We start from the raw sequence: 26,691 nt of genomic DNA on the forward strand, positions 1-26,691 counted from the left end.
GCCCTGCCCCCACCCAGCCAGCCGGGGTAATCCGGCCCCCGCCTCGGGCGGCCCGGGCGCCTCGGGCGCCTCGGGCGGCCCGGACCTTCGTCCCTTCTTTTTACAACAGCAACCAGAAAGAGAAAGTTCAGTGAACGCAACCAGCAATCTTCCCGTCACCCTTGTCGATGTTCAAGCAGCACGGGAGTTATTGCGGGAGATTATTGCGCTCACCCCCGTGGAAAGTTCGCGGGCGCTGGGGCGGATGACGGGCTCGGAGGTGTTCTTCAAGTGTGAGAACCTCCAGCGCGCCGGGTCGTTCAAGGTGCGCGGCGCGTACACCCGCATGGCCCGGCTGTCCGCCGCGGACCGGGCCCGCGGCGTCGTGGCCGCCTCGGCCGGCAACCACGCCCAAGGCGTGGCGGTCGCCGCGAAGGCGCTGGGCATCAAGGCCCGCATCTACATGCCGGTGGGCGTGGCGCTGCCCAAGCTGGCCGCCACCCGGGGGCACGGCGCCGAGGTGGTCCTGCACGGCTTCAATGTCGACGAGTCCCTGGCCGAGGCCGAACGGTATGCCAACGAGACCGGGGCCGTGTTCGTGCACCCGTTCAACAACGTCGACGTCGTCTCCGGGCAGGGCACGATCGGCCTGGAGATCCTCGAGCAGGTGCCCCACGTGGACACGATCGTCATGGGCGTGGGGGGCGGCGGGCTGCTTGCCGGCGTCGCCGTGGCGGTCAAGGCCCGGGCCAGGGAGCTGGGCCGGGAGATCCGGGTGATCGGCGTGCAGGCCGAAAACGCGGCCGCCTACCCGCCGTCGCTGGCCGCCGACGCCCTGGTGCCCCTGAAGCGGGTCTCCACCATGGCGGACGGCATTGCCGTGGGCCGGCCCGGGCAGATCCCGTTCTCGATCATCCGTGAGCTGGTCGACGACGTCATCACCGTCAGCGAGGACTCGCTGGCCCGGGCGCTGATCTTCCTGTTGGAACGCTCCAAGATGGTGGTCGAGCCGGCCGGCGCGGTGGGCGTGGCGGCGCTGATGGAAGGCAAGATTGAAAATCCCGGCACGACGGCGGTGATCCTCTCCGGCGGCAACATCGACCCGATGCTCATGCTCAAGGTCATCCAGCGCGGCCTGGCCGCCGCCGGCCGGTTCCTCACCGTGCGCATGATGCTCAACGACCGGCCCGGTTCGCTGGCCACCATCTCCCGGATCATCGCCGAAAACGACGCCAACGTCACCGGCGTGGACCACACCCGCGTGGGCGGGTCCATCAGCATGGGCGACGTCTCCATCACGGTGGACCTGGAGACGAAGGGCCACGAGCACTGCGAGCATGTCCTGACCGCCCTGCGCGCCGAGGGGTTCCAGCCGATCGTCGTCCACTAGGCCGCACCGGCTGGCTTACGCAACTGGCCCGCATTAGATGTCGAAAATTCACGAAATTTCGCGATTTTTCGACATCTAATGCGGGCCAGTTGCCGGGCTCACGGGGCCGGCGGACTACGCCTCCCGGTACGGGGTCGCCTCAAGGATCTCCACGTCAATGGTCTTGCCGTTGGGGGCAATGTAGCTGAGCTTGTCGCCCACCTTGTGGCCGTGAATGGCGCCGCCCAGGGGGGACCGCTCGCTAAAGACGTCCATTTCCGCGGCGCCCACCTCGCGGCTGCCCAGCAGGAACCGGGTCTTGTTGCCCGCGATGTTGGCCACCACCACCATGCCCTGCTCGACGACGCCGTCGTCGGCCGGTGCCTCGCCCACCTGGGCGTCACGCAGGAGTTCACTCAGCTGGCGGATGCGGGCCTCGATCTTGCCCTGCTCATCCTTGGCGGCATGGTAGCCGCCGTTTTCCTTCAGATCGCCTTCGGAGCGGGCCTGCTCGATCTTGCTGACAATCTCGGCCCGGCCGGGCCCGGAAAGTTGCGCCAACTCTGCCTGGAGACGATCGAAGGCTTCCTGGGTCAGCCAGGCTGCGGACGCACTGTTAGTGGTAGGCACGTTGTTCTCCTTGAGTGTACAAAAAAGCAAAGACCCCGCTGACGGCGGTTCCGGCGGCGGTCCGCATCAGGAAAGCGGCCGTCGGGTGAGGGCCGCATTTCCATCCGCAGAACAACACTGGTTGACCAAGCGGGGCAAAGGTATACAGGCCAGTTTAGTCAATAAGGCGGATAAACCCAAGAATCATGCCGGCGCGTGTTCCGCCTACCGCACGATCCAGCAGCTGTCCACGATGCCGGTGACGGCCAGTGAGTCGGTGCGCACTTCGCCGTGCACCGCCGTCGTCCGGGCGCCGGCACTGCCGGCGTCGGCGTCGGGGCCGACGGTGACAATGTTCCAGCCCACCACCGCATAGGTGGAATTCAAGGCCTGGAGCGCGCAGGCGGCGGTGGCCTCGGGATCCTTGGTCACGGCCAGCTCGATGGTCGTCATGGTGGAGTCGGCAACGTGGTAGCTGATCAACTTTTGGCTGACTCCGCTGTTGGCGCCCACGGTGACCCACAGGATCCAGGCGAGGGCCAGCACGCCGACCAGGGTCAGTATGATGGCCTTGGCCCTTTTGGTGAGCGTTCGCTTGGGCGTGCCGTATCGATTGGCTACGCTTGTAGCTGCTGGAGAATGAGAATTTGTCACTGCGTCCACTGTTGTCTTGGTCCGCGGTCCGGCCGCGGCGGTCCGCCCCACTGGCGGGGTGAATCGGATGCGACCAGTTTAGCGTTCATTCCAGCACGAGTTTTCCGCCCCATTTTAGACCAGCAGAATCGAAGGTAGCCCAGTGACCCCCAATGCGGCGCCCGCCAACGAACCACTTCGCCTCTTGGCCGTGCATGCCCACCCGGACGATGAAGCCAGCAAGGGCGCGGCCATGATGGCCGGCTACCTTGCCGCCGGGGCCGAGGTCATGGTGGCCACCTGCACCGGTGGGGAGCGCGGCGGCATCCAAAATCCGTCCCTGGTGGGGGATGCGCATTCCGGCCGTGACATGGGCGGGGCGCGGCGGCTGGAGATGGCCAGGGCCGCCGCAATCCTGGGCATCCGCCACCAGTGGCTGGGCTTCATGGACTCCGGCCTGCCGGAGGGCGAGCCGCGCCCGGCCCTGCCCGCCGGCTGCTTTGCACTGAAAACGGTGGAGATCGCCTCGGCACCGCTGGTGCGCCTGGTGCGCCGCTTCCGCCCGCACGTCATTGTCTCCTACGACGAAAACGGCGGCTACCCGCATCCGGACCACATCATGGCCCACAAGGTGGCCGTGGAGGCGTTCCGGGCCGCCGGTGACCCAACCCGCTACCCGGGGACCGGGGAGGCGTGGGAGCCGCTGAAACTGTACTACGATCTGGCCTTCAACCCCCAGCGTTTCCGGGCCCTGCACTTTGCGTTGCAGGATGCCGGCCTGGCGTCCCCGTACGCGGAGCGGCTGGCGAGCTGGCTGGAGGCCGATTCGGAGGGGCACACGCCACCGGCCGGGTCCCACCCCACCACGACGCAGGTGGACTGCGGGGAGTTCTTTGAAAAACGCGACGACGCCCTCCGCGCGCACGCCACCCAGGTGGACCCCGACGGGTTCTTTTTCGCCGTCAGCCCCGAGATGCAGCGCAAGGTGTGGCCGTGGGAGGACTATTCGCTGATCGTTTCCCGGGTGCCCACCACCCTGCCCGAAAACGACCTCTTCGCTGGCCTACGATAGATGGTAACTGAACCCGTCCGCATCGGGCCCTGGGGGATCAAATGAAAGACGACTTGTGCACACATTGATTTTGCTCGCCGCCACCACGCCGCCGCCCGCGCCCACGCCCACGCTGCGGCCCGGGCTCACCGACGACCAGATCGGCCCGGGCCTCCTGGGCTTCCTGGCCATGTTCTTCATTGTGGCGATCATGTTTTTCCTGATCAGGGACATGGTCAAGCGCATTCGCCGCGTCCGCTACCGTGAGATGGTCGAGGGCGGGGCCCACGGCCCGGACGCCGAACAGCCGGGCATTCCCGTGGTCTCGGACGACGCCGGAACCCGCCCGGGCGCCCAGGCCCCCGACCGTGCGGACGCCCCGGACGCCGGCGGTGCGCAGACGCCCGGCGGCGCCCCGGACAAGTCCGCCAAGTAAGGATTGGCCATGAATCGGCTGGCCGGCGAACCCAGCGCCTACCTGCGCCAGCACGCCGGCAATCCGGTCGATTGGCAGCCGTTTGACGACGCCGCGTTCGCCGAAGCCCGCCGGCGCAACGTCCCCGTGTTCCTGTCCGTGGGCTACGCGGCCTGTCACTGGTGCCACGTCATGGCGGGCGAATCGTTTGAGGATCCGGCCATTGGCGCCTACCTCCGCGAACACTTCGTGGCCATCAAGGTAGACCGTGAGGAACGCCCCGACGTTGACGACGCCTACATGGCGGCCACCCAGGCCCTGGCCGGCCAGGGCGGCTGGCCCATGAGCGTCTTCCTCACGCCCGCCGGGCAGGCCTTCTATGCGGGAACGTATTTCCCGCCGCAACCGTCGTCGGGCCGGCCGTCGTTCCGGCAGGTCCTGGACGCCGTGGTGGAGGCCTGGACGGAACGACGGGAGGACGTCCTGGCCACGGCCGGCGCCGTCGCCGCCGCGCTGGCCGATCCCGTCTGGCGGGTCCGCACGGACGCCGGATTGCCCGGGTCCATGGCGGGCGGGTCGTCGCCGGTGGCCGTGTCCGCGCCGGAGCGGGCCACGTCCCTGGCCGCCTGCGCGGCGGCCGCCGTCACCGCCCTGGCCGACGCCGAGGACCGTGTGCACGGCGGACTGGGCCGGGCGCCGAAATTCCCGCCCACGCCCGCCCTGGAATTCTTGATCCGCCATGCCGCCTCGGCCGTCGGGGAGTCCTCGCACACGGCGCGGGGCCTGGCCGGGCGGACCCTCGGGGCACTCGTGAACTCGGCCCTCTTTGACCAGGTGGGCGGCGGGTTCGCCCGGTACAGCGTCACCGCCGACTGGTCCGAGCCCCATTACGAGAAAATGCTCTACGACAACGCCGGCCTGCTGCGCGCCCTGGTGCATTGGGTGCGGCTGGCCGACTCCCAGCCGGACCAGCCGGCCTTCACGGCTCCGGCGGCGCAGGAACCACACACCGCGCCGCCACCCGTGCCGCTGCCGGCCGCCGACGCCCGCCGCGCCGCCAACGCCACCATTGCCTGGCTGCTGGCCGAGCTCCGCCTCCCCGGCGGCTCCTTTGCCTCGTCGCTGGACGCCGACACCGTCATCGACGGCACCCACTACGAGGGTGCCAGCTATCGGTGGACGCGGGAAGAGGTGGGGCGGGCGGCGGCCATGGTTGGCGATGACACCGGGGGAGCGGCGTCCGCCGTCGCACACGCGATGAACATCCCCGCCACCGGGTCCGCGCCGCTGCACCCGGGCCGGGCGCTCACGCCGGACGATCGCGCCGCGTGGGAGCTGTTGCTCCCGGCCCTGCACGAACTGCGCGCCGGGCGGCCCATGCCGGCCCGGGACGACAAAGTCGTGGCGGCCTGGAACGGCATGCTCCTGGCCGCCCTGGCCGAGGCCGCCATGGTGCTGGGGGAGCCCGCCCACCTGGCCGCCGCCGTCGAACTGGGCGAGTACCTGCGCAGGGTGCACTGGGACGGGGAGGTGCTGCGCCGCGTCTCGCACGACGGCGTGGCCCGCGGCATCGACGGTCTCCTGGAGGACTACGCGGCCTGCGTCGACGGCTACTTCGCCCTCTACGCCGCCACGGCCGATGGGCAGTGGTTTGCGTTTGCCCAGGCGCTGCTGGGGGCCGCGCGGCGGTTCCTGGGCGACGGCACCGTCTTCAACAGCGCCGACGCGGGAGCGTCCCTGGGCGGGGCGCCGGCGGGCTCGCGCTACGCCGACCCCTTCGACAACGCCACGGCCAGCCCGGTGGCCCTGCTGGCCGGTGCGCTGGTCACGTCCGCGGCGTACACGGGGTCCACGGAGCACCGCCGCCTGGCCGACCACCTGGTGGGCTCGTTGCCGGAGTTGACGCGCCGGGCGCCGCGGGCCGCCGGCGGCTTGCTGGCGGTGGCCCAGGCCATGATGGCGGGTCCGGTTGAGACGGCCATCGTCGGTGCCGCCGGGACCGCGCGCGGCGCATTGGTGCGGCGGGCCTGGGGGTCACCGTCCCCCGGCATGGTGATCTCCGTCTGGGACGGGGTCGGCGCCCCTCCCATTCCGTTGCTGGAAGGCCGCGCGCTCGCGGATCGCACCCGTGCCGGCGCGTCCGGGGACTCCGCGGCGGCGATGCCGCTGGCATACGTGTGCCGCGAGATGGTGTGCGCCCGGCCCGTTGCCGAGGTGCGGGAGCTGGGCGACCTGCTGCCGTAGGCGAGGGGATGTCGGTCGGGGCCGTGGCCCGGACTAGGCGAAAACCACCAGCACCACGGCGGCGAAGTGCGCGGCAAATCCGGCCACTGTCAGGGCATGAAACAACTCATGGAAACCGAAGTGCTGGGCGCTGAGGGTCGGCTTCTTCATGCCGTAGACGACGGCCCCGGCGATGTAGAACATGCCGCCGAGGCAAATCAGGAGCGTGGGCAGGGCGCCGGCAGCCCAAAACTGCGGCAGGAAGAACACGGCCGTCACGCCCAGCAGCACATAGAGGGGCACGTACAACCAGCGCGGCGCCCCCACCCACAGCACGCGGAACAGGACCCCGCCCACGGCACCGGACCAGATCAGCCACAGCAGCAAGGCGGCGGTGGGGCGCGGCAACATCAGCGCCGACAGCGGCGTGTAGGTGCCGGCAATGACCAGCATGATGTTGCTGTGGTCAAGGCGTTTCAGGAGCATCCTGGCCCGGGGCCGCCAATTGCCCCGATGATATAGTGCACTCGTGCCAAATAGCATGACGCCGGTCACCGCGTAAATGACGGTGGTGACCTTGGCGCCCTGACTGGGGGCGGTCAGCACCAGGATCACCCCGGCGATCAACACCAGGGGCGCCATGCCGGTGTGCAGCCATCCACGCCAGCTGGGTTTCAGCTCGGCCGGCACGGGGGATGTCATGGGTAGAGCATAGCCGACCGGGCCATAAGTTACTCATGGGTAGCAAGTGTGCGGGGTGGGCCTGTCCGGAATTTGTGCAACCGGCGGGTAATCTAGAACCAACAAGTTCCCCCGGCCGACTGGCCACGATCCGGAAGGTCTGTTGCACCCCCATGCATTTGTTCTCCCGGCCCGTTCGTCTGCCAAAACTGCTCTACGACTACTACGAACGCAGCCTGGGCAAATCCCTGGACCTCGCCACCGTGCCCCGCCACATCGGGGTCATGGTCGACGGCAACCGGCGCTGGGCCAAGCAGTTCAACGCCCCCACCGGCCAGGGCCACCAGGCCGGCGCGGACAAAATCCTCGAATTCCTGGGTTGGTGTCAGGATCTTGGCATCAAGGTCGTCACCTTGTACATGCTCTCCACGGACAACATGAGCCGCTCGCCCGAGGAACTGGACGAGCTCATGGGCATCATCGCCAACACCCTGGACCTGCTCGACGCCGACGCCGACATCAGCGTCCACGCCATGGGCGCACCAGAGCTTCTGCCGGACTACCTTTCCGACCGGCTCTCCACCCTGACCACCCGCGTCCCGGCCAAGGAACGCATCCACGTGAACCTGGCCATCGGCTACGGTGGGCGCCGCGAAATTGTCGACGCCGTCCGCGAACTCCTGCACGACGCCGACGCCGCCGGCCGGACCATGGTTGAGGTCGCGGACAATCTGACCGTCGATGACATCTCCCGGTTCCTGTATACCCGCGGCCAGCCCGACCCCGACCTGGTGATCCGCACCTCCGGCGAGCAGCGGCTCTCCGGCTTCCTCATGTGGCAAAGCGCCTACAGCGAGTTTTATTTTTGCGAGGCCCTCTGGCCCGCCTTCCGGCGCATCGACTTCCTGCGGGCGCTGCGCGACTACGCCGGGCGCAGCCGCCGGTTCGGCAGCTGAGCGTCGGCTAGGAAACGGGGCCCATGCAACACCACCACCGCAGTGAAATCGCCATGGCCGCGGCCCTGTCCTCGGCCGCCGGATTTGTGGACGCCGTGGGATTCATCCACCTGGGCGGCTACTTCGTCTCCTTCATGAGTGGGAACTCCACCCGGGCCGGGGCCGCCCTGGCCGGCGGCGACGGGCACGGCTTCCTCCTGGCGTTCGGCCTGGTGGGCGCGTTCCTGCTGGGCGTCATCACCGCCTCGGTGCTGCGCCGCCTGGCCGCGTCCCGCAAGCGCCTCACGGTCCTGCTGTACGTCACGGCGGCCTTGACCGCCGCCGTCGTACTCTTTGACCTGGGGCTGGGCGGATGGCTGGCCCCGGCCGTGATCGCGCTGGCCATGGGCGCGGAAAACGTGATCTTTGAACGCGACGGCGAGGTCAGCATCGGCCTGACCTACATGACCGGCACGCTGGTGAAAATGGGCCAGCAGATGGCGGCCGCGCTGACCGGCGGGCGCCGACTGGGCTGGGTGCGCTACCTGGCGCTGTGGCTCTCGCTGACCTGCGGATCCATTGTGGGCGCGTTCACCTACCACGCCTGGAGCCTCAATGCCCTGTGGGCGGCCATTGGCGTGCTGGTTGTGGTCATGGTGCTCAACAGCAAGATTCGTGTGGCCGCAACCGCCTAAAGCCAAACGTTTGGCCGGTGTTGGCCAATTGCTCGGCCGTGCCTCGTGAATATCCACCGGAAGCGGCGTACTTTAGGCACTAACGGAGGGCAACTCCGCTCGCCGTACCTATTGATTTCCGGGCGACGCACAACCCGGAAGGCTGGAGTCGACGTGGTTGAGACGATGAACTTCGAACAGCACAACGCCCCCCTCCACGGGCCGGAGGCCGCGGCCGGGCTTGGCACAGGGGGGAAGCCGGCGAACCGGGCGGCGCAGGACCTGCGCAGCTACGTCATTGACACCTCCGTCCTGCTGTCGGATCCGCGGGCCATCCTGCGCTTCGCCGAACACGAGGTGATCGTGCCGATCGTGGTGATCTCCGAGCTGGAGGCGAAGCGGCACGACCCCGAGCTGGGCTATTTTGCCCGCACTGCCCTGCGCCTGCTCGATGAACTGCGCACCAAGCACGGCGGGCTGAGCACGCCCATTCCGCTGGGGGACGACGGCGGGACGTTCCGGGTGGAACTCAACCACGTCTCCGCTGAGGTGCTGCCGGTGGGCATCCGCGGCTCCGACAACGATTCCCGGATCCTGGCCGTGGCGAAGAACCTGGCCAATGAAGGCAAGAACGTGACCGTCGTGTCCAAGGACGTGCCCATGCGGGTCAAGGCCTCCGCCATGGGGCTGACGGCCGACGAGTACCGCAATGAGCTGGTCAAGGATTCCGGCTGGACGGGCGTGGCGGAGATTGACGCGACCGGGGAGGAACTGTCCGCCCTGTACAACCACGAGCCCGTGCTCATCCCGGCCGCCGCGGCCCTGCCCATCAACACCTCCCTGGTGATCAGCGGCAACCGCGGTTCCGCGCTGGGCCGGGTCGGCGCCGACCAGCAGGTGCGCCTGGTCAAGGGGGACCGGGAGGTGTTTGGGCTGCACGGGCGCTCCGCCGAACAGCGCCTGGCCCTGGACCTGCTGATGGACCGCGAGGTGGGGATCGTCTCCCTAGGCGGACGGGCGGGCACCGGGAAGAGCGCCCTGGCCCTGTGCGCCGGACTGGAGGCCGTGCTGGAACGCCAGGAGCACCGCAAGGTGGTGGTGTTCCGGCCGCTGTACGCCGTGGGCGGGCAGGAGCTGGGCTACCTGCCCGGATCCGAGGCCGAGAAGATGAACCCGTGGGCCCAGGCGGTCTTCGACACCCTCGGCGCCGTGGTCTCCTCCCGCGTCATCGACGAGATCCTCCAGCGCGGCATGCTGGAGGTGCTCCCGCTCACCCACATCCGCGGCCGGTCCCTGCACGACTCGTTCGTGATTGTCGATGAGGCCCAGTCGCTGGAAAAGAACGTCCTGCTGACGGTCATGAGCCGGATCGGGCAGAACTCCAAGATCGTCCTTACCCATGATGTGGCCCAGCGCGACAACCTCCGGGTGGGCCGCCACGACGGCGTCGCAGCCGTCGTGGAAATCCTCAAGGGCCACCCGCTCTTTGGGCATGTGACGCTCACCCGCTCGGAACGATCGCCCATCGCGGCGCTCGTGACGGAGATGCTGGAACGGACGGAGGTGTAGGGGTCATGAAGCTCACCTCACCGGCCTTCGACGACGGTGGCGCCATGCCGCCCTGGTGCGGGAAGAAAACCGAGAACATTTCCCCGCCGCTGGAGTGGACCAACGTTCCCGCCGGCACGCGCTCCTTTGCGCTGGCCGTGGTGGACACCCATCCGGTCGCACGCGGCTATGTGCACTGGATGATCAGCGGCCTGCCCGGCGAAGCCCGCGGGCTTCGCCGGGGCGCGTCCGCGGCGCTGCCGCCCGGCACCCGGGAGCACCGCGGCTATGCCGGCCCGTTTCCGCCCTCCGGCACCCACAATTACGAGTTCCGGCTTTACGCTCTCACGACGGACCAACTCGAGGTTCCCGCCGATGCCGACCTCGACGGGTTCACCCGGGCTGCGCAGGGCAATGCCGGGGCGACAGCGGTGCTCGTGGGCGCCTTCACCAAGATTTGAGGCCGGCCCTGCCGGGCCCGGCGGTGCCGGACCCGGCGGTGCGGGGCCGGCGCTCAGGCGTGGGGGCCCAGGTCCCAGGGGATGTGCGCCCGGACGTCCGTCAGGCCCATGCTGACCTCCTCAAAGAGGTCGTCGAGCATGTATTCGTCAATGCCGTGGATGACCAGCCAGTGCCCGGCCCCGGCCGTGTCGCCGTCCAGCGACTGGCTGGCCACGCACACGGCCGTACCCAAATCGATCCGGATGGCCGTCCTTCCCGGGTAGAGCAGGGGTGCATCCGCGAACGTGGGCTTGTAGGACGGGTTCCGGGTCAGGATGGCCTCGACGGCCGGCCGGCCGTGATGGGTGACCGGGGCAATGTCGGTAATCTCGGCCACGTTGGCGAACGGAGCCTCCAGGGGCACGGGGCGCTCGCCGGCCAATTCCACCGGGTCAAGGGCTGCGGCAAAGCGTCCCGAGCCGTAAGCGGGTTCGCCGTACAGCGCCTCCGGGCGGCGGACCACGTAGCCGTCGGCGTCATTGACCGGGTTGACCAGGCTTGGGCGCAGCAGCCACGGTTTCCGGTTGCCGCTGATGTACAGCGAATCCTTGGATGCGTTGATCTTGGTGGTGCTGGCCAGCAACTGGCCCTCCAGTGTTTCCACGCGCAGGGCGCCGGGGCGGCGGACCCAGCAGTTCATGGCCCCGGTCTCCGCCCGTGTGGCTTCGTCGGTGTCCGCGGTGTCTTGAGCGTCCGGAGCCTCGTGCCGATGTCGGGCGTCCTGCCGGCCGGCATCACGGCGGTGCAGTTCGAACCGCAGGCTCTGCCACCGCCACGGCGACGAGCGGCACAAATGGCGAAAAGTGTCAGCGGAAAAAGCTTGGCCCTCCATATCCACAGCTTACGCCGGAGGCCACCCTCCGCGACCAAAGCAACCTCGCGGGGGCGTAGCATCACGCTATGGTGACACGTTTGGCACAGCTGTGGGCCGCCAGCCCGGCGGGCTTCGTGCTGTGCCTGGCCGCCGCGGCATACCTGGCGTGCCTGGCCGTGGTCTTGAGCGCCATCGACGTCCGCACGCACCGGCTGCCCAACCGCTGGGTGCTGCCGGCGTATCCGGTGGCCGGGATGCTGCTGGCCGCCAGCGCCCTGGCCGCCGGCCGGCCCGAGTACTTGTGGCGTGCCCTGGCCGGAGCCCTGGCCGTGGGCACGCTGTATTGGTTGATGTGGGCAGCATACCCGGCCGGCATGGGGTACGGCGACGTAAAGCTGGCCGGCGTGTTGGGCTTGTACCTGGGCTTTCTGGGCTGGACGCACGTGGTGGCCGGGACCGCGGCCGGGTTTGTGGTCGGCGGTCTGTGGGGCCTGGCCCTGGTCGTGTCCGGGCGCGGCACGGTGAAGACGCACATCCCGTTTGGCCCGTCCATGCTGGCCGGTGCGGTGGCCGTGATGGCCCTGGTGCCCGGATAGTGTGAGGGCATGGGTTCACCGGATTTCATTGTCAACCTTCGCAAGAAGATCGGCCACGCGCCGCTCTGGCTCCCAGGCGTGCGCGGCGTGGTCTTTGATGCCGACGGCCGCGTGCTGCTCGGGGAGCGCTCCGACACCGGAGGCTGGGCGCTGATCACCGGCATCCTGGAGCCCGGCGAGGAGCCCGGCCCCGGGATGATCCGGGAAATCCTGGAGGAAACGGCCGTCGTGGCCCGGATCGAGCACCTGCTCGGGCTGGCGGCGGTGGGCCCGGTAACCTTCCCCAACGGCGACGTGTGCGACTTCCTGAACGTCGAGTTCATCTGCCGCCATGTCAGCGGCACGGCCCGCGTCAACGACGACGAATCCACGGCCGTGGACTGGTTCGCCGTAGACGATCTCCCACCCCTGCGCCCCGGCCACCTTGCGTGCATTCAGCGCGCCGTCGCGTTCACCGGCGAGCCCCACTTTCAGCGCTAATCCCCAACGGCTCCCACCGCTCGCACGCTCGCGGCGGGTCCCTCGCCGTCGTGGCCCCACCCAACGGCTCCCACCGCTCAGCTTACGTTTGGTCTGCTGCCCGCCGCGGCGCGCGCATCCTCCAGCCGGTGCGCATCCTCGCCGCCGATGGCCTCGCCGCGGGCCACCATGCCGGCGGTGTCCGAGAGCGGAATCACCTTCATGGTCAGGGCCAGGACCAGCGCCACCACCATGAACGGGATCAAGTACCAGAACACGGGGGCCAGGGAGTCGGCATACGCATTGATGATGCCGTCCTTGATGGCCGCGGGAAGCTGCGCCATGGCCTGCGGATCCAGCGTGGACATCGAATTGGCGGCATCCGCGGGGGAGGCGCCGGCCTCGGTGAACAGCTTGGTCAGGGAGTCGGCCAGACGGGTGGTAAACATCGCGCCGAACACGGCCACGCCCAGGGCGGAACCCACTTCGCGGAAGTAGTTGTTCGTGCTCGTGGCGGTGCCGAGCTGGTTGGCCGGAACGGAGTTTTGCACCACGATCACCACGATCTGCATGATCAGGCCCAGGCCGGCGCCAAAGACGAACAGCTGGGCGCAGATGACCCAGATCGGGGTGTCCGCCGACAGGGTCGTCATCCACCACATGGCGATGATGGTCAGCACCGACCCGGCAATCGGAAAGGCCTTGTACTTGCCCGTCTTGGTCATGCGGATACCGGACCAGATCGAGGTGCCCATCAGGCCCGCCATCATCGGCAGCATGAGCAGTCCGGATTCGGCGGCGGAGGTGCCCGAGGACATCTGCAGGAACGTGGGCACGAAGGCCAGGGCGGCAAACATGCCCATGCCCAGCACGAAGCCGATCGCCGTGGAATTGAGGAAGATTGGATTCTTGAACAGCGACAACGGGATGATCGGGTCCTGGGCCCGGGCCTCGGTGACAATGAACAGCACGACGGCGGTGATCAGGCCGGCGCCCCACGTCCAGGTCACCAGGGACGTCCAGCCGTCGGCCTTGCCGCCAAAATCGGTGAAGAAGATCAGGCAGGTGGTGGCGATGGACAGGAACACCACGCCCATGAAGTCGATTTTTTTGTCCGGTTTCTTCGACGGCAGGGTCAGGGTGAAGAAGGCGACGATGAAGGCGATGATGCCGATGGGGATGTTGATGTAAAAGCACCATTCCCAGGTCAGGTGGTCCACGAAGTAGCCGCCGAGCAGCGGGCCGGCCACGGCCGCCAGGCCGAAGATGGCGCCCAGCGGGCCCATGTACTTCCCGCGCTCGCTCGCCGGGACAATGTCGGCGATGATCGCCTGCGAGAGGATCATCAACCCGCCGCCGCCCAGGCCCTGGATGGCGCGGAAGATGACAAAGCCCCAGAAATCCGTGGCGAACGCGCAGCCGATGGACGCCAGGGTGAAAACGGCAATCGCGGCCAGGAACAGGTTTCGTCGGCCCAGCACGTCACCGAACTTGCCGTAGATGGGCATCACGATGGTGGTGGCCAGCAGGTAGGCGGTGGTGATCCAGGTCTGGTGCTCGACGCCGCCGAGCTTGCCCACGATGGTGGGCATGGCGGTGGAGACAATCGTCTGGTCAAGGCTGGAGAGCAGCATGCCGGCAATGAGTGCGGAGAAGATGATCCAGATTCTCTTCTGGGTCAGCAGGAGCGGTTCCCCTGCCTTGATGGCGGTGCTCATCGAGTCCCTTCAAAGGTCGAGTGGGTTGAAATAAAGATTTGTTGGGCGGCCCGGAGGTTCCCGGCCAGGATGTCCCGGTATGTGAGAGTGTTCCCCTCCGCGAAGAAGGCTTGGCTGGCGCGTCGGGACAGGGTGCCAAACACGCTGGCGGCCACCAGCGTCATCTCGTGATCCGGCGGCAGGTCCTCGCGCTGGGCAATGACGCCGGCAAACTCCCGCTCGCGCGTTTCCGCGCTGCCCATCATTTTGAGCAGGAGCTGCGGTTCCGCCTTGATCGCCGCGACGAGGTCGTGGATGTGGTCCTTGGTGAAATCCAGTTGCTCGGTCGCCGCGCACGTCAGCTCAAACAAGGCCGGCAACAACGTGGTGGTCAGGCCCGAGGGCCCGCGTTCCACCCCCGCTGCCCCCTGGCCCCCGGCCAGGAAGGCGGCCATGGCCACGGCCGGGAAGTCGTCGAGCAGGTGGCCGACAATGGCGTCCTCCTTGGACGGGAAGTAGTTGAAGAAAGTCCGGCGGGAGACGCCGACTTCCTCGCACACCTGCTCAATCGTGAAGCCGTTCAACCCGTGCCGGGCGGTGAACAGCCTGGCCGTCGTAGTGATGGCGGACCGGGTTGCCTCACGCTTGCGGGCGCGGAGCCCGGGGGCTGCGCTATTTTTTGCACTCTCAGCCACAAAGTAAAAGTTTGCACTACTTAAGTCACAGTGCAAAGATTTTCCGGTGTGGTGTTGCTCACCCGGGGCGTTAACGCAGTGCGCCCGGCCCTGGCGGCCCCTTCCACCGGTGGAAGGGGCCGCCAGATCCGGGCGCCCCGAAAGCGGCGTGAGCCGCCTTGAATTACTGCGGGGGACGGGTCATGGCCAGCACGTCCAGGCCCGCATCCAACTGCTCGAGGGTCAGCTCGCCGCGGTCGACAAAGCCCAGGGCCAGCACGGCCTCGCGGATGGTGAGACCGTTCTTGATGGCGTGCTTGGCGATCTTGGAGCCGTTTTCATAGCCGATGTACTTGTTCAGCGGGGTCACGATGGATGGGGAGGCCTCGGCCAGGAAGCGGGCGCGTTCGACGTTGGCGACCAGGCCGTCGATCATCTTCTCCGCCATGACGTGGGAGGTGTTGGCCAGGAGGCGGATGGACTGGAGCAGGTTCGCCGCCATGACAGGGATGCCCACGTTCAGCTCAAATGCGCCGTTGGTGGAGGACAGGGCGATGGTGGTGTCGTTGCCGATCACCTGGGCGGCGACCATGATCGCCGCCTCGGAGATGACGGGGTTGACCTTGCCGGGCATGATCGAGGAGCCAGGCTGCAGGTCGGGAATGGAGATTTCGCCCAGGCCCGTGTTGGGACCGGAGCCCAGCCAGCGCAGGTCGTTGGCGATCTTCATGATCGAGTACGCGATGTTGCGCAGCTGGCCGGAGGCCTCGATCAGCCCGTCGCGGTTGGCCTGGGCCTCGAAGTGGTTGCGGGCCTCGGTCAGCGGCAGGCCGGTGTCCTGGGCCAGCAGGGCGATCACGCGCTGCGGGAAGCCGGCCGGGGTGTTGATGCCCGTGCCCACGGCGGTGCCGCCGAGGGGCACCTCGGCCACGCGCGGCAGGGAGGACTCGATGCGCTCGATGCCGTAGCGGACCTGGGCCGCGTAGCCGCCGAATTCCTGGCCGAGGGTCACCGGGGTGGCGTCCATCAGGTGCGTGCGCCCGGACTTCACCACGGTCGCGAACTCCTCGGCCTTGCGCTCGAGCGACTCGGCCAGGTGGGCGAGGGCGGGGATCAGGTCGTTGATCAGCGCCGAGGTGGCGGCCACGTGGACGGACGTCGGGAAGACGTCGTTGGAGGACTGGGAGGCGTTCACGTGGTCGTTGGGGTGAACGGTCTTCTCGCTGCCGGCGGCGGTCAGCGCCCGGTTCGCCAGCGAGGCCAGGACCTCATTCATGTTCATGTTTGAGGACGTGCCCGAGCCGGTCTGGAAGACGTCAATCGGGAAGTCGCCGTCAAAGTTGCCCGCCGCGACGAGGTCGGCGGCGGCTTCGATGGCGCGCGCCAGCTCGCCATCCAGGACGCCCAATTCGGCGTTGGTGGTGGCGGCGGCCTTCTTGATCCGGGCCAGCGCCTCGATGTGGGCCCGCTCCAGCGTCAAGCCGGAAATCGGGAAATTCTCGACGGCGCGTTGCGTCTGGGCGCTGTACAGGGCGTTGACCGGAACCCGGACCTCGCCCATGGTGTCATGTTCAATGCGAAACTCTTCTGCGGCAACCGCGGCAATATCAGTCATGGTTTCAACCATATCGCCGTCGCCCGCACAGGAAGAAACGCGGGTCTTTTCATGACCGGTGCCGGCCCGGCGACAGGAGCGCAAGGAGGGACGACGGCGGGACGTGCGTCCCGCCGTCGTCCCTCCTTGCAGGGGTGGCCGGCTTAGAGGCCGATGGGGCCGTTGCTGTAGACGAGGTCCGCGCGGCCATCGTTGAGGCGGTACGTCAGGCCCACGACGGCGGTCTTTTGGCGGGCCACGGCGCCGGCGATGATGGGGGAGTTTTCCACCAGGCGGGCTGCGGTCTGCTTGACGTGCTCCTCCACCATGGCGTTGATGTCGCTGTCCTTGTCCTTGCGCAGGGACGTCAGCACGGACGGGGTGATGCGCTCCACGAGGTCGCGGATGAAGCCGGCCGGCATGGCTCCGGTTTCCACGGAGGCCTTGGTGGCCGTCACGGCGCCACAGCTGTCGTGGCCCAGGACCACGATCAACGGCACGCCCAGGTACTCCACGCCGTACTCCAGCGAGCCCAGGGCGGTGTTGTCGATGACGTGGCCGGCGGTGCGGACCACGAACGCGTCACCCAGGCCCAGGTCAAAGATGATCTCCGCGGCCAGGCGGGAGTCGGAGCAGCCAAAGATCATGACGAACGGGTGCTGGGTGGACATCAGCGAGGTTCGGCGGGCCGAGTCCTGGTTGGGGTGCGAGGCGTTGCTCTCCACGAAGCGCAGGTTGCCCTCCATGAGGGTCTCCCATGCCTCGGCCGGAGTGTGGGGGTGGGTGATAACTGCGTTGATGTTGCCGTCTTCGCCGCCGTTCATTATTTTGCGCCCTTCGTTGGGGAGGTTGTAACCGGGGAGTGGGGTGAACCGAGCCCGCGGGCTGCGGCGGCGGCCAATACGTCAAAATCCTTGAACCCGGCCTGGCCGGTCAGAATGACGGTGGTGGTGCCGCTGGTCAACACCAGGCTGCGGTCCCTTTTAGGTTTATCACGCAATTCCCAGGTACGGCCCGCTATGTTGCGCGAGCCCGTCACGGGGGCGTCCTGCGCCTGCGCGGACGTCCAGGTCGGATTGGCGGTGATGGACTGCTTGAGCGAGATGAAGGTGTTGCTGGCCGTGACGATGCCGACGTCCCAAAAAGCCACCTGGTCGGCGCCCGGGCCGTTCCAGCGCGCGTAATTGGCGTACCAGCCATCGGGCAACACCGGGGCGATCGGCGTGAACCCGGCGACCCCGGCCGCGTGCGCCGAGATGGCGGCAACGTCCACAGGCTGCCGGTACGTCTCCGCCGTCCGCTGCGGGTTGAGCCACACAATGGTCAGCACGATCGCCAGGGTGGAGAGGATGGCCAGCAGCATGCCAATGATCGAGGCGTTGGCGCGTTTCGCGGCCGCCGCGGCGATCACGGGCTTGACGGGTGCGTTCTGGGGGGATTCGCTCACCCCTCCATCCTCCCAGAAATGACGGCGGCCTGTGCCATGGCAAAGGTCACAGGCGTTGGTTTCGGGGCAGGGCACATATGATTGCAGGGTAGGTGACCATCAGGGGCTCGCGTGCACCGTCGCACGCGTCGATCCCATTCCTGCCTGAATAAAGAGGTTTTCACGTGGCTGAAAAAGCATCACAAGCAGACTATTCGCAACTCTCCCCGTCCCTGGCCGTGGGTGACGACGAGCCGGACCGGAACCTGGCGCTGGAGCTGGTCCGCGTTACCGAGGCCGCGGCCATCGCCGGCGGGCACTGGGTCGGCTTTGGCGAAAAGAACCTGGCCGACGGCGCCGCCGTGGACGCCATGCGCTCGCTGCTCTCAACGGTCCACTTCAACGGTGTCGTGGTCATTGGCGAGGGCGAAAAGGACGAGGCCCCGATGCTGTTCAACGGCGAGGTGGTCGGTGACGGCTCCGGCCCCGAATGCGATGTGGCCGTGGACCCGATCGACGGCACCCGCCTGACCGCCATGGGCATCAACAACGCCCTGGCCGTGCTGGCCGTGGCCGAGCGCGGCACCATGTTCGACCCCTCCGCCGTGTTCTACATGGAAAAGCTGGTCACCGGCCCCGAGGCCGCCGACATGGTCGACCTGCGCCTGCCCGTCAAGCAAAACCTGCACCTGATCGCCAAGGCCAAGGGCGTGAAGGTCAACCAGCTCACCGTCATGGTGTTGGACCGCGACCGCCACCAGGGCCTCATCGCGGAAATCCGCGAGGCCGGCGCCCGCACCAAGATCATCCTCGACGGCGACGTGGCCGGCGCCATCGCCGCCGCCCGCGCCGGCACCGGCGTGGACGCGCTCATGGGCATCGGCGGAACGCCCGAGGGCATCGTCGCGGCCTGCGCCATCAAGACCCTGGGCGGCGTCATCCAGGGCCGCCTGTGGCCCACCGACGACGATGAGAGGCAGAAGGCGCTCGACGCCGGCCACGACCTGGACCGCGTGCTCTCCACCAACGACCTGGTCACCAGCGACAACTGCTACTTTGCCGCCACCGGCATCACCGACGGGGACCTGCTCCGAGGCGTCCGCTACGACAAGGGCCGCGTCCTGACGCAGTCCATCGTGATGCGCTCCAAGTCCGGCACCGTCCGGTTCGTGGAGGGCGAGCACCAGGCGCACAAGTGGGAAACCTACGCCCGCCGCTCCTAGCTCTCTCGTGGTCTGGCCCGCAATAGATGTCGAAAAAACCGCGATTCCGCGGTTTTTTCGACATCTATTGCGGGTCACTTCTCCGTGGGCCGAGGTTGTGCGCATTCCGGGGCCGGCTGCCGGCCGCGTCCCAGCCGGTAGGGTTGAAGCATGACTTTGAGTGTTGTGCCCTGCCATGTCCGCGACGAGTGGGATGCCGCCGTCAACAGCCAGCAGGGACACCCCATGCAGCTGTGGGGCTGGGGCGAAACCAAGGCCGCGCACCATTGGAGCGTCGACCGGGTCCTGGTGCGGGAGGCGTCCGGGGCTCTGGTGGGGTCCGCCCAGATCCTGCTGCGCAAGCTGCCGTTCCCCTTCCGGTCCCTGGCGTACCTGGCCCGGGGCCCGCAGGCCGCCGACGGTCGGAGCCCCGAGGTGCTCGACGCCGTGGCCGCGTATGTGAAGACCGTGCACAAGTCCGTTGCGCTCAGCATCGAACCCGACTGGGACGCGGAATCGGAGGCGGCGGCCTCGCTGGCCGCCGCGGGCTGGCGGCGCAGCGCGAGCACCATCTTGATCCCGCGCACCCTGATCCTGGACCTGGGCCGCACCGAGGACGAGCTGTTGGGCGCGATGGCGAAAAAGACGCGCCAATACATCCGCAAGTCCGGCCGCGAGGCGCTGGACTACCGTCCCGTGACCGCTGCCGAGCTGCCCCGGTGCCTGGCCGTCTACCAGGAAACCGCGCACCGGGCCGGATTCGGCATTCACGAAGACGGCTACTACCTGGACATCTTCAACAACCTGGCGGACGGCTCACCCGTATTTGCCGCGTTCGACGGCGACACCGTGGTGGCGTTCCTGTGGCTGGCGGCCAGCGATGTGACCGCATTTGAGCTCTACGGCGGCATGACCGACGCCGGCAGCCGGCTCCGCGCCAACTTCGCCCTGAAGTGGCTGGCCATCACGACCATGAAGGAGCGCGGCATCACCCGCTACGACTTCAACGGCCTGCTCAACGACGGCGTCTCAAAGTTCAAGTTCGGGTTCGCCGATCACGAGGACATGCTGGCCGGCACGTGGGACAAGGGCCTCTCGCCGCTCTACCCGTTGTTCGCCCGGACACTTCCGCTGGCCCGCAAGGCCCTCAAGAAGGCCCGCGGACTGCTCAAGCGCTGATTTGCCCCGTCGAGTGCGTAGATAAGGCTGTTTTCGCCATTGGGAACAGCCTTATCTACGCACTCGAGGGTGGGGGCCGGTCAGCTGGCGACCGTGACGGCGAAGACCACCGCGGTCCGGCCCGCGGCGTCCGTGTGCGGGTGGACCATCACGGGGTTCTCGACGGCCGGCACAAAGACGCTTTCGCCGCGGGCAAGCACCAGATCGCCGCGCGGGGAATCGAGCAGCACGGCCCCGGAGACGGCCAGCACCAGCAGCGGCCCGTTCTGCACCAGCGGCACCGGCTCCGACCCGGCGGACACCTCCACGCGTTGGAGCGCAAATTCCCCAAACGGCGGCTCCCACACCTGCTGGCCCAGGGACGTGGTCCGGGTCGGCACATAAGGCACGGCCGCGGGGTGGAAGTCCACGGTGGCCAGCAGCTCCGGCACATCCACGTGCTTGCCGGTCAGCCCGCCGCGCAGCACGTTGTCCGAGGAGGCCATGACCTCCACGCCCAGCCCCGACAAGTATGCGTGGATGTTGCCGGCCGGCAGGTACACGGCCTGGCCCGGCGTGAGGGAAATCCGGTTCAGCAGCAGCGACAGGAGCACGCCGGGATCGCCCGGGTACTGTTCTTGAAGTTCGATGACGGTGCGCAGCGGTGCGGGCAGGTCACCGCCGGCGGCACCCGCCAGCGCGGAGGCGGCCCGTTCGACGAGGCGGCCGGCGGCCTCACCTCCGCCGATCAGTGCCTCGAAGGCCTCGCGGATCGCGGCGGCTTCCGTACCGCCGGAGGTCAGCGACGCCAAAACCCGGGCCAGCAGCTCCGTCGCGTCCGCGCCCGCAGCCGTGCCCGTACCGGCGCCCGCGTCAGCTCCCATTGTCGCGATTGCCGCCTCGACGACACGGAAAAGGTTTGCGGCCTCGGCGCGCGGGCGGAACCCGCTTAGGGCCTGGAAGTCGGTCAGCGCAAAGAGCATCTCCGGCTTGTGGTTGCCGTCCTTGTAGTTGCGCTGCCGGGCATCCCTGGGCACGCCGGCCGCCTCCTCGGCCGCATACCGTTCGCGCGCACGCTCCAGGGTGGGGTGGACCTGCAGCGACAGCGCCTTGCCGGCGGCCAGCAGCTTGGCCAGGAACGGCAGCCTGTCACCAAAGGCGGCCCGGACCGGGGCGCCGAGCATGGCCTCGGGGTGGGCGGCGATCAGCGCGTCCAGGGGCACGGGCCCGTCCGGTGTCAGCGCCGTTGACGGGGAGTCCGGATGCGCGCCCATCCACAGTTCCGCCTCCGGGCCGCCGCTGGGAGTGGTTCCCAAGAGCTCCGCGAGGGCCGTGGGCGAACCCCAAGGGTAGTCCCTCATGACATTCGTGAGCGCAAACATTTTCTCTCCTGTGGGTGGACCGCGGTCGATGCGTGTGGACTGCGAACGGAACAGTCTACCCGGGCGTGCAGGTCCCGTTGTTGGCTAGCAGCGCCTCARGGGCGGCGTCGTCGCCGTTGATGGCCAGCTGCTGCAGGTAGGCCTGCGTCACCGCCGGGGCGGCGGGGGCGGCCGGCGCGGCCTGGGTGCCCGGGGCCGGTGCCGCCGGGGCAGGGGCGCGCGGGGTTGTGCCGGCGCTGCCGGGCTGGGACTTCGGGGCCGCCTTGGGGGCCGGCTGCGGAGCCGGGGCGGGCTTCAAGAGTGCCTGGACGCGCTGGTGGATGCGCGTGAAGTCGGGGTAGGTGGAGAACTCAATGGGAAAGTCCGGCGGCCCGATGGTCAGGCGCTTGAGATCATGGCCCTTGGACTTGATGGCCAGGTTCACAAAGCTGCCCAGCTGTCCGGCCGGGAGGTTGGATTCAATGACCTTGGCGCCGGCGTCGGCAATGGCGCTGAACTTGGTGAACACGGTGGCCGGGTCCATCTGTTTGAGCAGCGCCGACTGGATGCACTGTTGGCGCTGGCTGCGCGCATACTCCAAAACCCATTGGCGGGAGCRGGCGTACCAGAGCGCATGGTAGCCGTCGAGTTTCTGCACGCCGGGCTTGATCCAGCCGGTGGGGGGCAGGTGGTTCCCGGTGCCATTGACGTCGTCGCCGCTGAGCGGGACCCAGCCGCCGGCGTTGATGGTCACCCCGCCGAGCGCGTCGATGAGCCTGGAGAAGCCGGCCATGTCGATGAGCACATAGCCCTGGATTTTCAGCCCCAAGGTGCCGCCGGCCGCATCCATCATGGCCGCCGCGCCGGGATCCTGCGCCTGCGGGTACAGGTCCTTGTGGTTGTTGGTGACGTCCGTGTAGAGGAAGTTGATGATGCAGTTGTCACCGCAGTTGTAGCCGTCCGGGTAGACGCCCCAGAGCGGCGACTTGGGCGAGAACCGGGCGTTTTGCAGGTTGCGAGGGATGCTGATTGTGGCGGCCTCCCCGGTCTTCGCGTCCACGCTGACCACGATGATCGAGTCCGGGCGGCGGCCCGAGCGGTCCGCTCCGGCGTCCCCGCCCATGACCAGGAAGTTGTACCGGCCATCCACCGGTTCCATGTCCGGACCGGAAGCAAATATGTTGCTGATGGCGGTGCGGCCCGAGTTGATCAGAAAGGCTCCGTAGCCCAGGGATCCGCTGGTCAGCACCATCAGGACCACCAGTGCGCCGCCCACCATGCCCCGCATTCCGGGGGCCAGCAGCGCGGGCCGGATGATCTTGAGCGTGTTCAGGAACAGGGCGGCCCACCCCACCGCGGCCGCCGCCAGGAGCGCCACCACCAGCAGCGCGCTGACCGGGTTCGTGAACAGGTTCAGGAAGGCATCGCGATTAAGCAGGGCCAGCACGACGGCGACCCCCACCAACACCCAGGCCACCAGTGTGCATCGCAGGGCCAGGCGGCCCAGCTTCTTGTTGCCGGCCACGGTCTGGGCGGCGCCGGGCAACACCAAGGTCAATACCAGTAGCAGCCAGGCACGTTTGGTGCGCATTGGAGCCGACGCCGACTCCGGGTAGCGCACGGGGTCGGTGAGGACCGGGGGGCGGCGCGAGGCGTGCGCGACCTTGGGGCTGCTGATGCTCATGCGGATCGCCTAGTCCCCAGCCCCTCCCGATGCGACATCGCTGGCGCGATCTCCCATCGGGTCCCTCGGGGCCGTGGGCCCACCGCTCGCTGCGGATGCGACATCGCTGGCGCGATCTCCCATCGGGTCCCTCGGGGCCGTGGGCCCACCGCTCGCTGCGGATGCGACATCGCTGGCGCGATCWCCCATCGGGTCCCTCGGGGCCGTGGGCGGTACGGCGAGCGGGTAGTTGTGGCCGGCCTGCTCGCGCAGGACGGCGCCCTTGGCGGAGGCGGCACGGTTGAGGTCGGCGGCAAAGTCGGCCAGCTTCACGGCCAGCTCGGCGGCCAGCGCGTCCGTGCCGGCCGCGAGGATGCGCACGGCCAACAGCCCGGCATTGCGGGCGCCGCCGATGGAGACGGTGGCCACCGGAACGCCGGCGGGCATCTGGACGATGGACAGCAGGGAGTCCATGCCGTCGAGGGTTTTCAACGGCACGGGCACGCCGACCACGGGGAGCGTGGTGACGGAGGCGAGCATGCCGGGCAGGTGCGCGGCGCCGCCGGCCCCGGCGATGATGACCCGGATGCCCCTGGCCGCGGCGCCCCGGCCGTAGGCGATCATCTCGGCGGGCATCCGGTGGGCGGAGACGACGTCGGCCTCAAACGGGATGCCAAACTCGCTCAGCGCCGCGGCGGCGGCCTCCATGACGGGCCAGTCGGAGTCGGATCCCATGACGATGCCGACCAGCGGCGACAGGGGGGCGGGGGTGCTCATGCGTTCTCCTTGGGGACGGCGTGTCCGTCACGGATGATGTCCGCCACGGTGGCGGCGCGGGCGCGGACGGCGGTGACGTCGTCGTCCGGGGAGCCGATCACGTTGACATGGCCGATCTTGCGGCCCGGGCGGACGGTCTTGCCGTAGCTGTGCACCTTGACGGTGGGCTCGGCGGCAAGGGCGGCCTGGTAGGCGCTGAAGGGGTCCTGGTTGGCCCCGCCCAGGAAGTTCTTCATGACCACGATCGCCCCCAGCGCGTCCGTGGCCCCCAGCGGCAGGTCCAGGACGGCGCGCAGGTGTTGCTCAAACTGGCCGGTGACGGCGCCGTCCATCGTCCAGTGCCCGGTGTTGTGCGGGCGCATGGCCAGTTCATTGATGAGGTAGCCGGGGGCCCGGCCGGGGGTTTCAAACAACTCCGCGGCCATGACGCCGGTGACGCCGAGCTCGCCGGCGATCTTTAGCGCGGCGTTCTGCGCCTGGGCGGCGACGTCGGGGAGGATCCCGGGGGCAGGGGCGATCACCTCGTCGCACACGCCGGCCACTTGGATGGACTCGGCCACGGGCCACGCGCGGGACTCTCCGGACGGGGTGCGGGCCACCAGGGCGGAGAGTTCGCGGGAGAACCCCACCATTTCCTCCACCAGCAGCGGGCTCATCGCGTCGAACCAGTCGGCGGCCGCGAGCGCTTCACCGGCGTTGGCCAGGACCTTCACGCCCTTGCCGTCGTAGCCGCCGCGCGGCATCTTCAACACCACCGGCCAGCCGTGTGTGTCACCAAACAGAGTGATGTCCGCCACGGAGGAGGCCGCGGCCCAGGCGGGGTTGGGCAGGCCCAGCTTCTCAATGGCGGCGCGCATGACCAGTTTGTCCTGCGCATTGATGAGGGCGTCGGGCCGGGGCTGGACGTTCACGCCGTCGGCGATGAGCGCCTGCAGATGCTCGCCGGGCACGTGCTCGTGGTCAAAGGTGAGCACGTCCAGGCCGCGGGCAAAGTCGCGCAGCGTCGCCAGGTCGCGGTAGTCGCCCACCGGCGCCTGGGCCACGGCGTCCACCGCCGAGACGTCCGGCGCCTCCGCCAGGACGCGCAAATGAAAACCAAGGGCCACCGCCGCCGGGGCCATCATCCGGGCCAGCTGGCCGCCACCTACAACACCGATCACAGGAAAAGTCACGTTCCTAAGAGTACAGAAGGAGTATGCGCAAACCCGCTTTTGACCGCCCCCGCACGCTGGCAGTTCGCCGACCGCGATAGAATTGGCCATGGTCCGCCGGCGGCACAATCGGCTCGCGGGGGACAGTTATTGACGGAGGAACATGTACCAAACGATCACCGGGCGCCTCAAGGGACTCATCGGCCTGTTCTGGCGCGAGGTCGCGAAGTTCGGTGTGGTCGGCGGAGTTGCCTTTGTCATCGACACCGGCATCTACCTGTGGTTGCTGGGCAGCTTCATGGGCGGACACCCCACGAAGGCGAAGATCCTCTCCGCCGCGGTCGCCACGGTATTCTCCTGGATCGCCAACCGGTACTGGACGTTTCGGCACCGCCGCCAGGCCAACATGGTCCGCGAAGTGGTGCTGTTCATCATCATGAACGGGATCGGCATCGCGATTGCCGGGGCCTGCGTGTACATTTCGCACTGGGTGCTTGGCTTTGAATCGGCCTATGCCGACTTTGTCTCAGGCTCCGTGGTGGGCCTGGTCCTGGGCACGATCTTCCGCTTCTTCGCCTACCGGTTCTGGGTCTTCACGGCCGAACTGGACGAGGACCCGGCCTTTGCCAACGACCGCAGGCTGCTGGAGACCGACTCCCAGCGCTAGCGGGTGACGTTTTCGACGCCGCGCAGGTGCTCGCTGTCCGCCACCGAAGGATCGAGCAGCACCACGGATCCGCCGCCCGCCCAGGCCGCCAGGGCACCCGACACGACGCCGGCCCACCCGTCACGCGCCTGGAGCAGGACCCGCTCCGGGCCGCCGGAGGCGACGCCCGCGGAACCGGCTGCGAACAAGTCGGCAAAGGAGACCGCGCCGGCGGGAGATTCCCACGCAATGGACTCGCCGTCCGGCGCATTGTCGGGGAAGTACACGTCGGAATGGGCGCGCACCTCACCGGAATAGTCGATGGCGTCAGCGGGCAGCTCCGCCGTCCAACGCATCGCCAGCGCGGGCAGGGCCACGGCCACAATGAGCGGGGAACGGCCCCCGGCCGGGAAAGAGGCGGATGCCGCGGCCGGATCGGTGGTGGCCACAATGTCCGCAGCGTCGTTCCCGGACGTGCCGGTCTGGATCGTGCCGGTGTGGACCGTGGCGCCCACGGCCCATGACGCCAACAGCCACACCAGTGAACGCCAGTGCACCGGGACGTCCAGGGCGACGACGGACCCGGGTTCGGCATCGAGGTCATCCACCAGGAAGTTGGCGGTCTTGGCCACCCAATTTTCCAGCACCCGGCCCGAGAGCTCCACGCGCTCGGAATCCGGGCCGTACCAAGTCAGGCGCGGCGCGGTGGGGTTGTTGGAGCGCAGCAAGGTCAACAGGTCAGGGGCGGTGGTGGGTATGCGTGCCATACCCATGATCTTTCCACGCCGGAGCCGGCGCTGCCGACCATCAACCCGGCCGGAACGGACAGGAACCGGCCCGGGTAGTCAATCGAAA

The 26,691-nt window shown here is 68.3% G+C and carries 26 protein-coding genes and 1 pseudogene; 13 read left to right on the plus strand and 14 right to left on the minus strand.

The genetic code is table 11. The annotated features are described in order from the left end of the window. The first annotated feature begins 130 nt into the window (after positions 1 to 130). A complete protein-coding gene (gene ilvA / locus AB4Y80_RS05790; RefSeq protein WP_442212594.1) occupies positions 131 to 1,369 on the plus strand; it encodes a threonine ammonia-lyase in 1,239 nt (412 codons plus the stop codon). A gap of 114 nt (positions 1,370 to 1,483) precedes the next feature. Here ilvA and greA read toward each other — a convergent pair whose 3' ends face one another. Both greA and AB4Y80_RS05800 read right to left on the minus strand, forming a co-directional pair. Beyond that, entirely contained in the window at positions 1,484 to 1,978 is a 495-nt protein-coding gene (greA, locus tag AB4Y80_RS05795; protein ID WP_442212596.1) for a transcription elongation factor GreA, read from the minus strand. Positions 1,979 to 2,182: 204 nt separating this feature from the next. Further along, a complete protein-coding gene (locus AB4Y80_RS05800; protein WP_442212598.1) occupies positions 2,183 to 2,611 on the minus strand; it encodes a DUF4307 domain-containing protein in 429 nt (142 codons plus the stop codon). Positions 2,612 to 2,753: 142 nt separating this feature from the next. Here AB4Y80_RS05800 and mca point away from each other — a divergent pair, with 142 nt between their 5' ends. From mca to AB4Y80_RS05815, 3 genes are read left to right on the plus strand one after another with little or no spacing between them, the layout of a single operon-like run. Continuing rightward, complete coding sequence (gene mca / locus AB4Y80_RS05805) at positions 2,754 to 3,662, plus strand: mycothiol conjugate amidase Mca (RefSeq protein WP_442212600.1); 909 nt, start codon at positions 2,754 to 2,756, stop codon at positions 3,660 to 3,662. Between the two features lie 55 nt (positions 3,663 to 3,717). Next, complete coding sequence (locus AB4Y80_RS05810) at positions 3,718 to 4,077, plus strand: hypothetical protein (protein ID WP_442212602.1); 360 nt, start codon at positions 3,718 to 3,720, stop codon at positions 4,075 to 4,077. Positions 4,078 to 4,086: 9 nt separating this feature from the next. Continuing rightward, positions 4,087 to 6,300: a thioredoxin domain-containing protein gene (locus AB4Y80_RS05815; protein ID WP_442212604.1), complete on the plus strand. Its 2,214-nt coding sequence runs from the start codon at positions 4,087 to 4,089 to the stop codon at positions 6,298 to 6,300. A gap of 33 nt (positions 6,301 to 6,333) precedes the next feature. Here the strand turns inward: AB4Y80_RS05815 and trhA are convergent, their stop codons facing one another. After that, positions 6,334 to 6,981: a PAQR family membrane homeostasis protein TrhA gene (gene trhA, locus AB4Y80_RS05820; RefSeq protein WP_442212607.1), complete on the minus strand. Its 648-nt coding sequence runs from the start codon at positions 6,979 to 6,981 to the stop codon at positions 6,334 to 6,336. 152 nt (positions 6,982 to 7,133) lie between these two features. Here trhA and AB4Y80_RS05825 point away from each other — a divergent pair, with 152 nt between their 5' ends. The 4 genes from AB4Y80_RS05825 to AB4Y80_RS05840 all read left to right on the plus strand — a co-directional run bounded on the left by AB4Y80_RS05825 (position 7,134) and on the right by AB4Y80_RS05840 (position 10,578). Beyond that, positions 7,134 to 7,916: an isoprenyl transferase gene (locus AB4Y80_RS05825; RefSeq protein ID WP_442212609.1), complete on the plus strand. Its 783-nt coding sequence runs from the start codon at positions 7,134 to 7,136 to the stop codon at positions 7,914 to 7,916. 23 nt (positions 7,917 to 7,939) lie between these two features. Continuing rightward, entirely contained in the window at positions 7,940 to 8,590 is a 651-nt protein-coding gene (locus AB4Y80_RS05830) for a YoaK family protein (RefSeq protein WP_442212611.1), read from the plus strand. A gap of 165 nt (positions 8,591 to 8,755) precedes the next feature. Further along, positions 8,756 to 10,138 carry a PhoH family protein gene (locus tag AB4Y80_RS05835; protein ID WP_442212749.1) on the plus strand — a complete coding sequence of 461 codons (1,383 nt, stop codon included), beginning with the start codon at positions 8,756 to 8,758 and terminating at the stop codon, positions 10,136 to 10,138. 5 nt (positions 10,139 to 10,143) lie between these two features. Next, positions 10,144 to 10,578, plus strand: a complete 435-nt coding sequence (locus AB4Y80_RS05840) for a YbhB/YbcL family Raf kinase inhibitor-like protein (protein WP_442212613.1) — start codon at positions 10,144 to 10,146, stop codon at positions 10,576 to 10,578. A gap of 53 nt (positions 10,579 to 10,631) precedes the next feature. Here the strand turns inward: AB4Y80_RS05840 and AB4Y80_RS05845 are convergent, their stop codons facing one another. Next, positions 10,632 to 11,258 carry a hypothetical protein gene (locus tag AB4Y80_RS05845; RefSeq protein ID WP_442212615.1) on the minus strand — a complete coding sequence of 209 codons (627 nt, stop codon included), beginning with the start codon at positions 11,256 to 11,258 and terminating at the stop codon, positions 10,632 to 10,634. Positions 11,259 to 11,521: 263 nt separating this feature from the next. On the opposite strand from AB4Y80_RS05845, the gene AB4Y80_RS05850 reads away from it, so the two are divergent. Together AB4Y80_RS05850 and AB4Y80_RS05855 are read left to right on the plus strand one after the other, a co-directional pair. Beyond that, positions 11,522 to 12,028 carry a prepilin peptidase gene (locus AB4Y80_RS05850; RefSeq protein ID WP_442212751.1) on the plus strand — a complete coding sequence of 169 codons (507 nt, stop codon included), beginning with the start codon at positions 11,522 to 11,524 and terminating at the stop codon, positions 12,026 to 12,028. A gap of 9 nt (positions 12,029 to 12,037) precedes the next feature. Next, entirely contained in the window at positions 12,038 to 12,508 is a 471-nt protein-coding gene (locus tag AB4Y80_RS05855) for an NUDIX hydrolase (protein WP_442212617.1), read from the plus strand. Positions 12,509 to 12,585: 77 nt separating this feature from the next. On the opposite strand, the gene AB4Y80_RS05860 is transcribed toward AB4Y80_RS05855, so the two are convergent. The 5 genes from AB4Y80_RS05860 to AB4Y80_RS05880 all read right to left on the minus strand — a co-directional run bounded on the left by AB4Y80_RS05860 (position 12,586) and on the right by AB4Y80_RS05880 (position 17,899). Beyond that, positions 12,586 to 14,205, minus strand: coding sequence for an MDR family MFS transporter (locus AB4Y80_RS05860; RefSeq protein ID WP_442212619.1), 1,620 nt, complete (start codon positions 14,203 to 14,205; stop codon positions 12,586 to 12,588). Beyond that, positions 14,202 to 14,879, minus strand: a complete 678-nt coding sequence (locus AB4Y80_RS05865; protein WP_442212621.1) for a TetR/AcrR family transcriptional regulator — start codon at positions 14,877 to 14,879, stop codon at positions 14,202 to 14,204. Before AB4Y80_RS05865 ends, AB4Y80_RS05860 begins: the two co-directional genes overlap by 4 nt. A 163-nt stretch (positions 14,880 to 15,042) precedes the next feature. Continuing rightward, positions 15,043 to 16,473, minus strand: a complete 1,431-nt coding sequence (locus AB4Y80_RS05870) for a class II fumarate hydratase (protein ID WP_442212623.1) — start codon at positions 16,471 to 16,473, stop codon at positions 15,043 to 15,045. A gap of 143 nt (positions 16,474 to 16,616) precedes the next feature. Then, positions 16,617 to 17,276, minus strand: coding sequence for a carbonic anhydrase (locus tag AB4Y80_RS05875; RefSeq protein ID WP_442212625.1), 660 nt, complete (start codon positions 17,274 to 17,276; stop codon positions 16,617 to 16,619). Further along, the gene (locus tag AB4Y80_RS05880) at positions 17,276 to 17,899 is read right to left on the minus strand and encodes a DUF4245 domain-containing protein (RefSeq protein ID WP_442212627.1); all 624 of its coding nucleotides are present in this window, start codon (positions 17,897 to 17,899) and stop codon (positions 17,276 to 17,278) included. Before AB4Y80_RS05880 ends, AB4Y80_RS05875 begins: the two co-directional genes overlap by 1 nt. Before the next feature lie 164 nt (positions 17,900 to 18,063). Between AB4Y80_RS05880 and glpX the strand changes: the two genes are divergently transcribed. Together glpX and AB4Y80_RS05890 are read left to right on the plus strand one after the other, a co-directional pair. Next, positions 18,064 to 19,101, plus strand: a complete 1,038-nt coding sequence (glpX, locus tag AB4Y80_RS05885; protein ID WP_442212629.1) for a class II fructose-bisphosphatase — start codon at positions 18,064 to 18,066, stop codon at positions 19,099 to 19,101. 150 nt (positions 19,102 to 19,251) lie between these two features. Next, positions 19,252 to 20,259 (plus strand): lipid II:glycine glycyltransferase FemX, encoded by a 1,008-nt coding sequence (locus tag AB4Y80_RS05890; protein ID WP_442212632.1) that lies wholly within the window; start codon positions 19,252 to 19,254, stop codon positions 20,257 to 20,259. Positions 20,260 to 20,339: 80 nt separating this feature from the next. Here AB4Y80_RS05890 and manA read toward each other — a convergent pair whose 3' ends face one another. The 4 genes and pseudogenes from manA to AB4Y80_RS05910 form a co-directional block, all read right to left on the minus strand. Then, a complete protein-coding gene (gene manA, locus AB4Y80_RS05895) occupies positions 20,340 to 21,620 on the minus strand; it encodes a mannose-6-phosphate isomerase, class I (RefSeq protein ID WP_442212634.1) in 1,281 nt (426 codons plus the stop codon). Positions 21,621 to 21,675: 55 nt separating this feature from the next. Further along, positions 21,676 to 23,283, minus strand: coding sequence for an LCP family protein (locus AB4Y80_RS05900; RefSeq protein ID WP_442212636.1), 1,608 nt, complete (start codon positions 23,281 to 23,283; stop codon positions 21,676 to 21,678). A 240-nt stretch (positions 23,284 to 23,523) separates the two neighbouring features. Continuing rightward, positions 23,524 to 24,039 (minus strand): annotated as a pseudogene (purE, locus tag AB4Y80_RS05905) (5-(carboxyamino)imidazole ribonucleotide mutase); the annotation flags it as partial. After that, on the minus strand, positions 24,036 to 25,211 hold the full coding sequence (locus tag AB4Y80_RS05910; RefSeq protein WP_442212638.1) for a 5-(carboxyamino)imidazole ribonucleotide synthase: 1,176 nt from the start codon (positions 25,209 to 25,211) through the stop codon (positions 24,036 to 24,038). The pseudogene purE and the gene AB4Y80_RS05910, both read right to left, overlap by 4 nt. 142 nt (positions 25,212 to 25,353) lie before the next feature. Between AB4Y80_RS05910 and AB4Y80_RS05915 the strand changes: the two genes are divergently transcribed. Then, the gene (locus AB4Y80_RS05915) at positions 25,354 to 25,857 is read left to right on the plus strand and encodes a GtrA family protein (RefSeq protein WP_442212640.1); all 504 of its coding nucleotides are present in this window, start codon (positions 25,354 to 25,356) and stop codon (positions 25,855 to 25,857) included. On the opposite strand, the gene AB4Y80_RS05920 is transcribed toward AB4Y80_RS05915, so the two are convergent. Beyond that, complete coding sequence (locus tag AB4Y80_RS05920) at positions 25,854 to 26,603, minus strand: TIGR03089 family protein (RefSeq protein ID WP_442212642.1); 750 nt, start codon at positions 26,601 to 26,603, stop codon at positions 25,854 to 25,856. The genes AB4Y80_RS05915 and AB4Y80_RS05920 overlap by 4 nt on opposite strands. Positions 26,604 to 26,691: the final 88 nt, after the last annotated feature.

The organism is Specibacter sp. RAF43, assembly GCF_052114065.1.
Classification (GTDB): domain Bacteria; phylum Actinomycetota; class Actinomycetes; order Actinomycetales; family Micrococcaceae; genus Specibacter.